At 73.7% G+C, this 12,733-nt stretch carries 13 protein-coding genes; 3 read left to right on the forward strand and 10 right to left on the reverse strand.

Features of this window, described 5'->3' with window-relative positions; translation table 11 throughout:
• Positions 1-307: 307 nt before the first annotated feature.
• Together ACH4TG_RS34320 and ACH4TG_RS34325 are read left to right on the forward strand one after the other, a co-directional pair.
• On the forward strand, positions 308-703 hold the full coding sequence (locus ACH4TG_RS34320; protein WP_398246564.1) for a TM2 domain-containing protein: 396 nt from the start codon (positions 308-310) through the stop codon (positions 701-703).
• Positions 696-1,136, forward strand: coding sequence for a DUF2752 domain-containing protein (locus ACH4TG_RS34325; protein WP_398246565.1), 441 nt, complete (start codon positions 696-698; stop codon positions 1,134-1,136). The genes ACH4TG_RS34320 and ACH4TG_RS34325 overlap by 8 nt, the downstream gene beginning before the upstream one ends.
• Before the next feature lie 23 nt (positions 1,137-1,159).
• On the opposite strand, the gene ACH4TG_RS34330 is transcribed toward ACH4TG_RS34325, so the two are convergent.
• The 5 genes from ACH4TG_RS34330 to bldG all read right to left on the reverse strand — a co-directional run bounded on the left by ACH4TG_RS34330 (position 1,160) and on the right by bldG (position 7,168).
• Complete coding sequence (locus tag ACH4TG_RS34330; RefSeq protein WP_398246566.1) at positions 1,160-2,695, reverse strand: methyltransferase; 1,536 nt, start codon at positions 2,693-2,695, stop codon at positions 1,160-1,162.
• A gap of 35 nt (positions 2,696-2,730) precedes the next feature.
• Entirely contained in the window at positions 2,731-3,318 is a 588-nt protein-coding gene (locus tag ACH4TG_RS34335; RefSeq protein ID WP_398246567.1) for a small secreted protein, read from the reverse strand.
• Positions 3,319-3,580: 262 nt separating this feature from the next.
• Positions 3,581-5,962 carry a sodium-translocating pyrophosphatase gene (locus ACH4TG_RS34340; RefSeq protein WP_398246568.1) on the reverse strand — a complete coding sequence of 794 codons (2,382 nt, stop codon included), beginning with the start codon at positions 5,960-5,962 and terminating at the stop codon, positions 3,581-3,583.
• Between the two features lie 361 nt (positions 5,963-6,323).
• Positions 6,324-6,737 (reverse strand): ATP-binding protein, encoded by a 414-nt coding sequence (locus tag ACH4TG_RS34345; protein ID WP_398246569.1) that lies wholly within the window; start codon positions 6,735-6,737, stop codon positions 6,324-6,326.
• 89 nt (positions 6,738-6,826) lie between these two features.
• Positions 6,827-7,168, reverse strand: a complete 342-nt coding sequence (bldG, locus tag ACH4TG_RS34350; protein WP_031520166.1) for an anti-sigma factor antagonist BldG — start codon at positions 7,166-7,168, stop codon at positions 6,827-6,829.
• A 192-nt stretch (positions 7,169-7,360) separates the two neighbouring features.
• Here bldG and ACH4TG_RS34355 point away from each other — a divergent pair, with 192 nt between their 5' ends.
• Entirely contained in the window at positions 7,361-9,988 is a 2,628-nt protein-coding gene (locus tag ACH4TG_RS34355) for a DEAD/DEAH box helicase (RefSeq protein ID WP_398246570.1), read from the forward strand.
• On the opposite strand, the gene ACH4TG_RS34360 is transcribed toward ACH4TG_RS34355, so the two are convergent.
• The 5 genes from ACH4TG_RS34360 to ACH4TG_RS34380 all read right to left on the reverse strand — a co-directional run bounded on the left by ACH4TG_RS34360 (position 9,985) and on the right by ACH4TG_RS34380 (position 12,652).
• Positions 9,985-10,371, reverse strand: coding sequence for an Rv3654c family TadE-like protein (locus ACH4TG_RS34360; protein ID WP_398246571.1), 387 nt, complete (start codon positions 10,369-10,371; stop codon positions 9,985-9,987). The two genes, ACH4TG_RS34355 and ACH4TG_RS34360, sit on opposite strands and share 4 nt — an antisense overlap.
• Positions 10,368-10,763 (reverse strand): TadE family type IV pilus minor pilin, encoded by a 396-nt coding sequence (locus ACH4TG_RS34365; RefSeq protein WP_398246572.1) that lies wholly within the window; start codon positions 10,761-10,763, stop codon positions 10,368-10,370. The genes ACH4TG_RS34360 and ACH4TG_RS34365 overlap by 4 nt, the downstream gene beginning before the upstream one ends.
• On the reverse strand, positions 10,750-11,010 hold the full coding sequence (locus ACH4TG_RS34370; protein WP_398246573.1) for a DUF4244 domain-containing protein: 261 nt from the start codon (positions 11,008-11,010) through the stop codon (positions 10,750-10,752). Before ACH4TG_RS34370 ends, ACH4TG_RS34365 begins: the two co-directional genes overlap by 14 nt.
• Before the next feature lie 95 nt (positions 11,011-11,105).
• Positions 11,106-11,930 (reverse strand): type II secretion system F family protein, encoded by an 825-nt coding sequence (locus ACH4TG_RS34375; protein WP_398246574.1) that lies wholly within the window; start codon positions 11,928-11,930, stop codon positions 11,106-11,108.
• A complete protein-coding gene (locus ACH4TG_RS34380; RefSeq protein ID WP_398246575.1) occupies positions 11,927-12,652 on the reverse strand; it encodes a type II secretion system F family protein in 726 nt (241 codons plus the stop codon). The genes ACH4TG_RS34375 and ACH4TG_RS34380 overlap by 4 nt, the downstream gene beginning before the upstream one ends.
• Positions 12,653-12,733 lie beyond the last annotated feature (81 nt).

The raw sequence follows: 12,733 nt of genomic DNA on the forward strand, positions 1-12,733 counted from the left end.
GTGGCCCCGTGTCAAACGGGAAAAGTCCGCAACGCCACTCGAACGGTAACCCGATGTACGTTCTATCCACACTGCCGGGGTCCTCAAGAAGGCTACGTCTCCTCAGCCCATCGTGCCCGGAAATGCAGCTGCCACGGCCGCGCCCGGGGGCTTTGCGGTAGTGCGCCGGGGGGCGCGCCGGTGGCCCGGGCCAGGGACGTACGGGCCGCGAGGCGCCCCGCCCCCCGGAGGGGACAGGGGCGGGCGGGGACTGCAAGGATGTCCGCCAGCAAAGACCGACACGCACTACAAGCGCAGGGGGACGGCCTTGTCCGACCAGAATCCTTATGGCCAGAATCCGTACGGCCAGCAGCAGCCGGGCTACGGCTACCCGCAGGGCGGACAGCCCGGGTACGGCTACCCGCAGCAGGGTGGCGCCTATCCGCCGCCTCCGCCCGGCACCTACACCGGGGACCCGAACGCGCCGTACGGCGTCGACCCCTACGGCCGACCCTACTCCGAGAAGTCGAAGGTCACCGCGGGTGTCCTGCAGCTGCTCCTCGGCAGCCTCGGCATCGGCCGCTTCTACACCGGCCACACCGGCATAGCCCTCGGACAGCTCTTCACCTGCGGCGGCTGCGGAATCTGGGCGCTGATCGACGGCATCATGCTGCTCGCCGGCAACAACCAGACCGACGCCCAGGGCCGTGTCCTGCGTGGCTGACCACCTGCGGCACGTTCCGGCCGGCGCACCCCCCGCGGTGCGCCGGCCCAGCGGGCTGCGGCACCATCCGGCGGTCGCGCCGCTCGGTGCCCTCGCCGCGGCCGTGGCGGCCTCGGCGTACCTCTACACCACCGACCCGCACCAGAGCGGGCACTGGCTGCCGCGCTGCCCGTTCAACTGGGTCACCGGACTGCTCTGCCCGGCGTGCGGCGGCACCCGCCTCGCGTACGACCTGCTGCACGGCGACCCCGTGCGCGCCTTCCACGAGAACGCCCTGCTGCTGATCACCTCGCCGGTCATGCTGTGGATGTGCGGGCGGTGGCTGGTCGAGGGGCTGCGCGGACGGCGCTGGCGGCCGGTGCTCAGCCCGCGGGCGCAGTACGCGGTGCTCGGGCTCGCCGTGCTGTGGACGGTCGTCCGCAACGTCCACTGAGGACGCGGCCGTCCCCCGGCACCTCAGCCGGCGACCGGCTCCAGGAAGCCCTGCCCGACCAGCAGCCGGATCGACTCGGGCGTGCGGTCGCGCAGCACCACCGGGTCCTCGCCCAGCAGCTGGGCGATCGCGTCCACGATGCGGCCGGCCGGCAGCGTCCCGTCGCAGACGCCGGCGAAGCCCGCGCCGACCGTGTCGACCTTGGTGGCGCGCCGCATCCCGCGCGCCGACCGCAGCACCACGTGCTCCGGGTCCTCCGCGCCCGGCAGCCCCACCTGCTCCTGGACGACGTCCGGGGCGAGGGTGAAGCGGGCGGCCAGCAGCGCCGCGTCGTCGTGGGAGCGCAGGAAGTCCTGCCGCACGAACCAGTCCGCGATGTGCGCGCCCAGCGGCTGCTCGACCGGGTGCGGCCACTCCTCCGCGGCCACCACCGGATCCGCGGACCCCGACTTGCGCAGGGTGATCCAGCCGAAGCCGATGCCGTTGACCTTGCCGCGCTCGAACTCCTCCAGCCACGCGTCGTAGTGCGCGGCGTAGGCGGCGGGGTCGGCGCGGTGGTCCCCGGCGTCGCGCAGCCACAGCTCGGCGTACTGCGCCACGTCCTGCACCTCGCGCTGGATGATCCACGCGTCGCAGCCGGCGGGCACCCAGCCGGCGAGCCGCTCGCGCCAGTCCTCGCCCTCGATGTGCTGCCAGTTCGCCAGCAGCTGGCACCAGCCGCCGTCGGTCAGGTGGTCGGCGGACTCACGGACGAGCGTGCGGCAGAGGTCGTCCCCGGCCATTCCGCCGTCGCGGTAGGTGAAGCGGCCGCCGGGTGAGATCACGAAGGGCGGGTTGGACACGATCAGGTCGAACCGCTCGTCCGCGACCGGCTCGAAGAGGCTGCCCTGCCGCAGGTCCGGCTCGCGCGCGCCGGACAGGGCCAGGGTCAGCCGGGCGAACTCCAGGGCGCGCGGGTTGAGGTCGGTGGCGGTGACCCGGGTGGCGTGCCGGGAGGCGTGCAGGGCCTGGATGCCGGAGCCGGTGCCGAGGTCCAGCGCGCGCTCCACCGAGGTGCGGACGGTCAGCCCGGCGAGTGTGGTGGACGCCCCGCCGACGCCGAGCACCAGGTCGGCGCGGTCCACGCCGGGCGCGCTGCCGATGCCGCCCGCGCCGCCCACGGCGCAGCCCAGGTCGGAGACGATCCACCAGTCCTCACCGCCGTCGCCCGCGTAGGGGCGGATGTCGACGGTCGCCCGCACCTCGTCCCCGTCGCGCACCAGCCAGCCGTCGGCCGCGTACTGCTCGATGCCGGGCAGGGCCGCGCGGGCCCGGTCGTACGGGACGGGCTGCTGCAGCAGGAACAGCCGGACGAGGCTCTCCAGCGGGCCGGCGCCGCGGGTGGCGCGCAGCGCGGGCACGGTCTCGGCCCGGGACAGCGCCGCGTAGGCGACCGCGCCGAGCAGGTCGAGGCAGCCGTCGGCGGTGAAGTCGGCGGCGAGCAGATCGGCGCGCAGCGACGGCGCGCTGGCGGGAACGGGACGGGGGGCGGCGTTGCGCGGCGTACTCACACGGGTCATTCTCGCGGAACGCCGGGCGGAGAGCGCGCGAGCGGTCAGGAGGCCGTGGGCGCAGCGGTCGGCGACGCGGTGCTCGACACCCGCTGGCAGCCGGGCTGGGCGGCGAGCGCCTTGCCGGCGTCGCCCTGGCTGAGGGTGGTGATGGAGCTCTGGACGTCCGCGGTGGTCTTCGTCAGGGAGTCGGAGACGCTCTTCAGACCGTCGGCGAACTTGTTCTGGTCGCTGGTGTTGAGCGCGTCGACCTGCTTCTTCAGGCTCTCGTACTGCGCCGATAGGTGGTTGAGGGTGGTGACGGCGTTCTGCTGGAAGGTCGTCCCCTCGTCGCCGTTGGGCGCGGCTCCGGCCTTCTGGAAGATCCCGGCCAGGGACGCGTAGGCGCTGGACAGCTGCTGGAAGGCGGCCGAGTCGGCCTTCTGGACGTCCGCCGGGGCACCGCCGCTGTTCACCTTGCTGATCGCGGTGTTCGCGTCGTCGATCTGCTTCGCCGGAGCGGCCGCCTGGTCGCAGACGCCCTTGGCCCAGTCGTTCAGCTTCTTGCCCGAGTCGTCACTGCTGCACCCGGCGACCGCCAGGAGCAGTACCGCTCCGGACAGCGCGGTCAGGAACTTCGTGTTCACCTTCACCGGATGGGTCCCTTCCGTGGCCTTACCGCCCCGGAACATACACGGGTACCCCGTACGCACCGCGAATCCGGGACCCGGAAAGACCTGATTCATCCGGTAATCAAGCCGTTCGTCGCAAGAACCGGACGGCGGCCCGGAACGGGCCCGGACACCGGCGCGCCGCGGGCGCCCGGTGCACACCGGGCGCCCGCGGGCAGCGTGCCGAACACGCAGGTGAAGTGGACGTCAGAGGCCGGGAATCGGGGGAATGGCGCGGGTGCTGTCAGGCGGCCACGGTCGATCCGTGGTCCGCGGGAGACTGGTCACCGTCCTTCCCCTGGTCGTCCATCGCGATGCCGCGGCGCTTGGACACGTAGACCGCGCCGATGATGACCGCCAGGGCCACGATGGCCACGGGGATCCGCACGGCGAGGTTGGCGTCGACGCCGTAGTTGAACTTGACGATGGCCGGCGCGATCAGCAGCGCCACCAGGTTCATCACCTTCAGCAGCGGGTTGATCGCCGGGCCCGCGGTGTCCTTGAACGGGTCGCCGACGGTGTCGCCGATGACGGTCGCGGCATGGGCCTCGCTGCCCTTGCCGCCGTGATGGCCGTCCTCGACGAGCTTCTTGGCGTTGTCCCAGGCGCCGCCGGAGTTGGCGAGGAACACCGCCATCAGGGTGCCGGCGCCGATCGCGCCCGCCAGGTACGAGGCGAGCGAGCCGATGCCGAGGGCGAAGCCCACCGCGACGGGGGCCAGCACGGCGAGCAGTCCCGGCGTGGCCAGCTCGCGCAGTGCGTCCTTGGTGCAGATGTCCACCACGCGGCCGTACTCGGGCACTTCGGTGCCGTCCATGATCCCCGGGTGGGTGCGGAACTGGCGGCGCACCTCGTAGACCACCGCGCCCGCGGACCGCGACACGGCGTTGATCGCCAGTCCGGAGAAGAGGAAGACCACGGCCGCGCCGAGCAGCAGCCCGACGAGGTTGTTCGGCTGGGAGATGTCCAGGGACAGCCAGCGCGCGTCGGACGTGCCCGGATGGGCCTTGGCGACCGCGGTGTCGACGGCCTCCTTGAACGACCCGAACAGGGCCGTCGCCGCGAGCACCGCGGTGGCGATCGCGATGCCCTTGGTGATGGCCTTGGTGGTGTTGCCGACCGCGTCCAGGTCGGTGAGGACCTGGGCGCCCTCGCCGTGGACGTCGCCGGACATCTCGGCGATGCCCTGGGCGTTGTCGGAGACCGGCCCGAAGGTGTCCATGGCCACGATCACGCCGACCGTGGTGAGCAGGCCGGTGCCGGCCAGCGCCACCGCGAACAGCGCCAGGAAGATCGAGGTGCCGCCGAGCAGGAACGCCCCGTAGACCGCGAGGGCGATCAGCACCGCCGAGTACACCGCGGACTCCAGGCCCAGCGCGATGCCGGAGAGCACCACGGTCGCCGGCCCGGTCAGCGACGTCTTGCCGATGTCGCGCACCGGGCGCCGGGTGGTCTCGGTGAAGTAGCCGGTGAGCTGCTGGATCAGCGCGGCCAGCACGATGCCGATGGCGACCGCGACCAGGGCGAGGACCCGCGGATCACCGGAGTGCGAGGAGATGTCGGGGCCGACGCCCTTGAGGTCGGAGTAGGAGGAGGGCAGGTAGGAGAAGACGGCGACGGCGACGCCGGCCAGCGAGATCACGGCGGAGATGAAGAAGCCGCGGTTGATGGCGGCCATGCCGCTCCGGTCGGAGCGGCGGGGGGCCACCGCGAAGATGCCGACCATCGCGGTGAGCACCCCGATCGCCGGTATGAGCAGCGGGAACACCAGCCCCGAGTCGCCGAAGGTGACTTTGCCCAGGATCAGGGCGGCCACCAGGGTGACCGCGTAGGACTCGAACAGGTCGGCCGCCATGCCGGCGCAGTCCCCGACGTTGTCGCCGACGTTGTCCGCGATGGTGGCGGCGTTGCGCGGGTCGTCCTCGGGGATGCCCTGCTCGACCTTGCCGACGAGGTCGGCGCCCACGTCGGCGGCCTTGGTGAAGATCCCGCCGCCGACCCTCATGAACATCGCCAGCAGGGCCGCGCCGAATCCGAATCCCTCCAGCACCTTGGGCGCGTCCGCCTTGTAGATCAGGACGACCGCGGAAGCGCCGAGCAGCCCGAGCCCGACGGTGAACATTCCGACCACGCCGCCGGTGCGAAAAGCGATCTTCATCGCGTGGTGGGAGACCTCGGTGAGATCTTTCGGCGGTTCACCGGATTCCGGTGTCGCCGCCCGCGCGGCGGCCGCGACCCGCACATTGCTGCGGACCGCGAGCCACATTCCGATATAGCCGGTGGTCGCCGAGAAGACGGCGCCCACCAGAAAGAAGATCGACCGTCCGACGCGCTGCGAGGTGGTGTCCGCCGGCAGCAGCATGAGCAGGAAGAACGCCGCCACGGCGAAGATCCCCAGCGTACGGAACTGCCGTGCGAGGTAGGCGTTGGCGCCTTCCTGCACGGCAGCAGCGATCTTCTTCATGGAGTCGGTACCCTCGTCCGACGCGAGCACTTGACGCACCAGCACCGCGGCGACCCCGAGAGCGGCCAGTGCGACCACCGCGATGATCCATACGAGTGCTTGGTTTCCACCGGTCAATACCGGCGCGGCAGCAAGCGATTGAGGGGTGAGTTGCCCCGCCATTCGTCCTCCTTGACGTTTGGCGCATGGGCGTGCGGCTCCTACGGCTGATCAAGCCGCAACGCTCAGGCGAGCTGAGCAAGATGGACGGATTGTAGGGAGCAGCAGAAGATCGCAAAAGGGTGCCCGTAGGGAATTCCCACGGTAAATGACGGGCGGCGTTTCCGCGCGGCGGGCGGAGCGCGGCCCGTGAAGGGTGGGGGCGCCGCGCCTGACCTGGCGCGGGGCGGCCCGCGGGGGCCGCCGGCGGAGGGGTCGGCGCGGCGCGCGACGTACGGCGGGGAGCGGCTGGAAGTCCGTCAGGCCGGAGGGCTTGGACGCAGCGGCCGGAAGTGCGTCCGGCCGGAGCGGCTGGAGGGAGCGGCTAGACGGAGACCGTGGGCCAGCTCATGCGGATGATGCCGCCCTTGTCGCCGTCGATGACCTCGAAGTCGTCGACGAGACCGCTGATGACCGCGAGGCCCATCTCGCCTTCGTCGTCGGCCGGCTCGTCGGCGCCGGTGTCGGGCGCGGAGCCGGAGGGGGTGCCGGGCACCTCGTCGGCCACCTCGATGGAGAACTTCTTCTCCTCCTCGGTGAGCCGCACCCGTACCGGTTCCTCGACGCCGCTGATGCGGTGCAGGCCGACGGCGCGGCTGCACGCCTCGCCCACGGCCAGCCGCACCTCGTCCAGAGCCGCCTCGTCCACCCCCGCCCGGCGCGCCACGGCAGCCGCTACGAGCCGCGCGGTGCGCACGTGCTCGGGCTGGGCGCTGAAGAGCAGTTCTACGGTGGGCATGGCCGGGCCTCCCCCTCGGTTCCTTTGGGTGGGCAACACAGGGGCCCGGACGGCGAGCCCGTCCGGTGCCCCTCGTCTGGGTCGAAGGTTCAGTCGGTCGCGGCGACGGCCTCGTCGACCGAGGTGTGGATCGGGAACACCTTGGTCAGGCCGGTGATGCGGAAAATCTTCAGGATGCGCTCCTGGTTGCACACCAGACGCAGCGATCCCTCATGAGCGCGCACCCGCTTGAGCCCGCCGACGAGCACACCCAGGCCGGTCGAATCGAGGAAGTCGACTCCCTCCATGTCCACGACCAGGTGGTAACTCCCGTCGTTCACGAGTTCCACCAGCTGCTCGCGCAGCTTGGGCGCGGTGTACACATCAATCTCGCCGCCGACCTCGACGATCGTGCGATCGCCGACGGTTCGGGTCGACAGGGACAGGTCCACGGATCCTCCAGCACCTTGCATCGACGCGGCGCCCCCCTGGGGCTACCCACCGAAGGTAACGGTTGTAGGGGCCTTCCTCACCGAAAGGTAGGGGAAGGATCGGCAGCCGCGATGGCATTCAATCACTTCGCGGTGGGCCAGCACGACGCCTTACTGCGATTGTCCGTCACGCCGGTGACACACTGAGTGCCGATGGCCCAGGATCATCTTCCGCAGTCGGCGCACGGACGCCCGTCTCCCCGGACCGCTCTGGAGCGGCTCTCCGCGGGGGACGACCGTGCCGTACGCATCACCCATACGGAGCACCTGCCCCCGCGGGTCGGCAGGCATGCATCCTGGCCCGAGGGCATCCGGGTGGATGTCGTGGAGGCGATCCGCAAGGCCGGGATCGACCGTCCGTGGGAACACCAGGCGCGCGCGGCCGCCCACGCGGTCCGCGGCGAGTCGGTGGTCGTCGCCACCGGCACGGCGTCCGGGAAGTCGCTGGCGTATCTCGCGCCGGTCCTCAGCGCCCTGATGGACGGCGCGGAACCGGGCGCGCGGGCCCGCGGCGGCTCCGCCACCGGCGGGCGCGGCGCGACCGCGCTGTACCTGGCACCCACCAAGGCGCTGGCCGCCGACCAGCGCCGGGCCGTGGCGGCGCTGGCCGCGCCCCTGGGCCAGGCCGTACGGCCGGCCGTGTACGACGGCGACACCCCGTTCGAAGAGCGCGAATGGGTACGCCAGTACGCCACCTACGTGCTGACCAATCCCGACATGCTGCACCGCGGCATCCTGCCCGGGCACGCCCGCTGGTCCTCCTTCCTGCGCAGCCTGCGCTATGTCGTCATCGACGAGTGCCACACCTACCGCGGCGTCTTCGGCTCGCACGTCGCCCAGGTGCTGCGGCGGCTGCGGCGGGTGTGTGCCCGCTACGGCGCGCACCCGGTCTTCCTGCTGGCCTCCGCGACGGCCGCCGACCCCGCGCGGGCCGCCGGCCGGCTGACCGGGGTGCCGGTCGCCGAGGTCACCGAGGACACCTCGCCGCGCGGCGAGCTGGCCTTCGCGCTGTGGGAGCCGCCGCTCACCGAGCTGTCCGGCGAGCACGGCGCCCCGGTGCGGCGCACCGCCACCGCGGAGTCCGCCGAACTGCTGACGGACCTGGTCCTGCAGGGCATCCGCACCGTGGCCTTCGTCCGGTCCCGGCGCGGCGCGGAACTGGTCGCCCTCATCGCCCAGGAGCGCCTGGCCGAGATCGACGCCTCCCTGCCGCGCCGCGTCGCGGCCTACCGCGGCGGCTACCTCGCCGACGAGCGCCGCGCCCTGGAACGCGACCTGCACTCCGGCCGGCTGCTCGGCCTCGCCTCCACCTCCGCCCTGGAGCTCGGCGTGGACGTCAGCGGGCTCGACGCCGTGCTGCTGGCCGGCTACCCCGGCACCCGCGCGTCCCTGTGGCAGCAGGCCGGCCGTGCGGGCCGCACCGGACAGGGCGCGCTGGCGATCATGGTCGGCCGCGACGACCCGCTGGACACCTACCTCGTCCACCACCCCGAGGCGATCTTCGAGCGGCCCGTGGAGTCCACGGTGCTCGACCCGGACAACCCCTACGTCCTCGCACCGCACCTGTGCGCAGCCGCCGCGGAGCTGCCGCTCACCGAGGCCGACCTGGACCTGTTCGGGCCCGAGGCGGCCTCGCTGGTGCCGCAGCTGGAGCAGCGGGGGCTGCTCCGGCGCCGGGCGGCCGGCTGGTTCTGGACCCGGCGGGAGCGGGCCGCCGACCTCACCGACATCCGCGGCGAGGGCGGTACGCCCGTCCAGGTCGTCGAGGCCGGGACCGGCCGCCTGCTCGGCACCGTCGACGCGGGCGCCGCCCACACCACCGTCCACGACGGCGCGGTCCACCTCCACCAGGGCCGCACCTACGTCGTCCGGCAGCTCGACCTGGAGGACTCGGTCGCCCTGGTCGAGCGCGCCGACCCGCCCTACTCGACGATGGCCCGCGACACCACCGACGTGCGGGTCCTCGCCGACGAGCTCGAGGAGCCGTGGGGCGAGGCCCGGATCCACTTCGGGTCGGTCGAGGTGACCCACCAGGTCGTGTCCTACCTGCGCCGGCGGCTCATCACCGGCGAGGTCATGGGCGAGACCAAGCTGGACCTCCCGCCGCGGACCCTGCGCACCCGGGCCGTGTGGTGGACGGTCACCGAGGACCAGTTGGACGCCGCCCGGATCCACCCCGAGGAGCTGCCCGGCGCCCTGCACGCCGCCGAGCACGCCTCGATCGGCCTCCTTCCGCTCTTCGCCACCTGCGACCGCTGGGACATCGGCGGCGTGTCCATACCCCTGCACGCCGACACCGGCCTGCCCACCGTCTTCGTGTACGACGGCCACCCCGGCGGCGCCGGCTTCGCCGAGCGCGCCTTCCGCACCGCCCGCACCTGGCTCACCGCCACCCGCGAGGCCATCGCCGCCTGCGAGTGCGAGTTCGGCTGCCCCTCGTGCGTCCAGTCCCCCAAGTGCGGCAACGGAAACGACCCCCTGGACAAGGCCGCCGCCGTCCGCCTCCTCGACTGCCTGCTCACCGCGGGCGCCGAGGGGGACGCACTGGAGGCGGAGGCCGGTGACGGGGGCGGGGACGGAGCTGCGCCCGAGGCCGAGGCCGAGGCCCGGCCCGGGGGCGGGGACGAGGCCGACGGCTCGGCCGGAGCCGCCCCGCAGGGCAAGAGCCAGCCCGCGCCGGACGAGGGTGGGGGCGAGACCCGACCCAAGCCCAAGGCCGACGGCTCGGCCGGAGCCATGGCCCAGGACGAAGGCGAAGCCGGGGCTGCTGGGGCCGGCTAGGCGAGGGGTGGGAGTGCCGCCGTGGTCGGGGGGCGTGGCTGAGGCGCCGCTGGGGTCGGTTCGTCGGCGGGGCCTGCGCGCGAGCGGACCCTGGCTCGGTCCACTTCGGCGACGACCTCCGCCACTTCTCCGGCCACCTGACAGCTGCGCAGCCGTGCGCCCTGGGCCTGGGCGACGGCGGCGGCCAGCCGGCAGGCGGTCTGCGGGCCGTCCAGCGCGTGGTCGGCCGCGGCGAGGGCGGCCAGGTCCGCGGCGCCGCCCGCGCGGTGCCGGGCGATCACGGCCTGGCTGAGGAACAGCGCCGCCGCGAACAGGGCGAGCAGCACCCCCATCGCGCCCAGCGACCAGATGGTGGCCGATCCGCGGTCCCCGTGTTTCCTCATGGACCGCCACCCCCTTCGCCCACGGTGTCCTCGGCGAGGGCCGCGGCCTCGGCGGTCAGCGTGACCGGGAAGCGCGGGGCCGGAACGGTCACCCGCACGTGGACCATGCTGCCCTCCCGCTGCACGCTGACCTGTGCCCCGGCGGGCGCGGCCGCCCGGGCGGCACTCAGCACGTCGGCCGGCGCCTCCGAACGGGCGGCCTCCCGCGCCCCGGCCCTGGCTGCGTCCACGCAGCGCACCTGCGCGGCAGCGGCCATCACTCCCCAGACCAGCAGTCCGGTGAGCAGGACGAGCACCGGAACGACCATCGCGGTCTCGGCGGTGACGTAGCCCCGGTCACCGCGGCGGCCTGGCGGCCGCGGCCGCTCATGACGGCGATCAGAACGGCGCATGGAGGGCCTTCTCGATCACCCCGGTGAGGGCGGTCCGCACCGGCCCGCTCGTCACGATCTTGTAGAGCACGGCCGCGAACCCGCATGCGGCGATCGTGCCCACCGCGTACTCCGCGGTGCTCATGCCCGCCTCGGGCGCCGCGCGCCATCGCCTGAGCCTGCGTGCGAGCCAAGGGGCCCTCCTGCGGCCCTTGTCCGGGCGGACAAGAGCGGTCGACGCCGTGGCGATTCGGGTGGTCGTGGTCATGGCTTCCTCCTGGTGTGGTCGACGCCGGCGGTTCCGCCGGCGCTCGGGTCTGGATCTCTGGAACGGGTCGCATCGGTCGGTTCGGGCGGCCTGGTTCAGCCCATGGCGCCTCCCAGCACGGTCCGGGCGAGCCCCATGACGACGGGTGCCACGCCGACGAGCAGGAAGGCCGGCAGGAAGCAGACCCCGAGAGGCGCGGTGGCCACGACGGCGGCCTTCCGGGCTCGCGCGAGGGCCGAACGCCCGTGGGCCGCACGGCAGTCCGCGGCGAGCCTGGCCATCTCCGCGACCGGCGCGCTGCCGGTCGTGGACGCCCTGGCGAGGCAGCGGGCCATCTCGCGGGCCCCGGGCAGCCGGCCCAGCCGGTCCCAGCAGTCCTCGGGCTCGGCCCCCAGCCGCAGCTCCGCCTGTGCGCGTCTCAGGGCCGCGCCCAAGGGGCCGCCGAGGCAGGTCCCCACGGCACCCGCGGCCTCGCCGGGCGTCGCTCCTGCTGCCAGGCAGGCGGCCATCAGGTCGGCACACAGCGGGAGTTCGGACGGATCGGGTGCGGCCCTGCCCGGCTCCCCGTGTCCCGCACGACGTCCGGCCCACCACTTCGCGGCGCAGGCCGCCACCACGGCCCCGGCGATCGCGCCCGGCAGCCCGCCGAGGACCGCGCCTGCGGCCGCTCCGGCCGCCGCGTATGCCGCGACCTCCCGGACGCCCTCGGGGCCCCGCAGAATGCCGTCGCGCGGCCTTCGCCGCGTGCCCTGCGCCTGGCGCGGGCGCGGCCCCTGCGATGGCGGCGCGTCCAGCGCCCTGCGCAACCGGCGTGCGGCTCGGGTGCGTTCGCGGGTCTCGGCCAGGACGAGGAGGAGCGCAAGCCCCGCTGTCGCGAGAGCGCCCGCCATCCCCAGCCTGTGGACAGTCTCGGCTGTCATGGCACCCACCTCCCTCGGAGCCGCGGCATTCCGGGATCTTTCGGTTGTCCGCCCTCCGCCTTGCGGATGATCCGGGCCGTCCATGCCAGGCCGGCCCACTCCAGGACCGCGCCCGCGCCGAGGCACAGCAGCCCCGGAAGGGTGTGCAGCAGCACCCGCGAAGGGTCGGCACCCAGGCCGGCGCCGAGCACCACCCCGAACACCGGCAGCAGCGCCAGGAGCACCGCCGTGGACCGCGGCCCGGCCAACTGGGCCCGCAGATCCTCACGTTGATCCGCCTCGGCCCGCAGCGCACCGGCCACCCGGTCCAGCGCGGCCGCCAGTCCGGCGCCGCCGTCCACGGCGACCTGCCAGCAGGCGGCCACGGCCGAGAGGCCCCGGGTGCCCTCGTACAGCCGGGAGGCGGTCCGCAGCGCCTTCGGCACATCACCGCCGAACCGGGCCGCCGAGGACAGCAGCGCCGCTGCCGAGGACAGTTCCGGGATCCGCGCCCAGCCGGCGGCGTCCACCGCCTCGGCCAGGGCCGCGTGGGGCGGGCGGCCCGCCCGCAGATCCCCGGCCAGCCGACCGCACAGTGCGCTCACGGCAGCCGCGCCGCGTTCCGCCGCCGCCCGCTCGGCTCGCCGGCACAGCGCCCGCCCGACCGGCCGGACAGCCATCAGGCCCGCCACCACCGGCACCGGCGACGCGGTCACCAGCCCGGCCACCGCCCCCGCAGGCACGCAGAGGACCTCCGGCCGTAAACCCCTGCCGCGCAACCGCGCCACGAGCGCCTCGGCCGCCCGTGGCCTGCTCGCGTGATC

Source organism: Streptomyces sp. NPDC020917 (genome assembly GCF_044333795.1).
GTDB lineage: Bacteria > Actinomycetota > Actinomycetes > Streptomycetales > Streptomycetaceae > Actinacidiphila.

Coding starts and splice junctions, on each gene's coding strand:
- ACH4TG_RS34330 (WP_398246566.1), bottom strand. CDS start 2,695: ATGACCCGTGTGAGTACGCCGCGCAACGCCGCCCCCCGTCCCGTTCCC.
- ACH4TG_RS34340 (WP_398246568.1), bottom strand. CDS start 5,962: ATGGCGGGGCAACTCACCCCTCAATCGCTTGCTGCCGCGCCGGTATTG.
- ACH4TG_RS34345 (WP_398246569.1), bottom strand. CDS start 6,737: ATGCCCACCGTAGAACTGCTCTTCAGCGCCCAGCCCGAGCACGTGCGC.
- ACH4TG_RS34355 (WP_398246570.1), top strand. CDS start 7,361: ATGGCCCAGGATCATCTTCCGCAGTCGGCGCACGGACGCCCGTCTCCC.
- ACH4TG_RS34360 (WP_398246571.1), bottom strand. CDS start 10,371: ATGAGGAAACACGGGGACCGCGGATCGGCCACCATCTGGTCGCTGGGC.
- ACH4TG_RS34365 (WP_398246572.1), bottom strand. CDS start 10,763: ATGCGCCGTTCTGATCGCCGTCATGAGCGGCCGCGGCCGCCAGGCCGC.
- ACH4TG_RS34370 (WP_398246573.1), bottom strand. CDS start 11,010: ATGACCACGACCACCCGAATCGCCACGGCGTCGACCGCTCTTGTCCGC.
- ACH4TG_RS34375 (WP_398246574.1), bottom strand. CDS start 11,930: ATGACAGCCGAGACTGTCCACAGGCTGGGGATGGCGGGCGCTCTCGCG.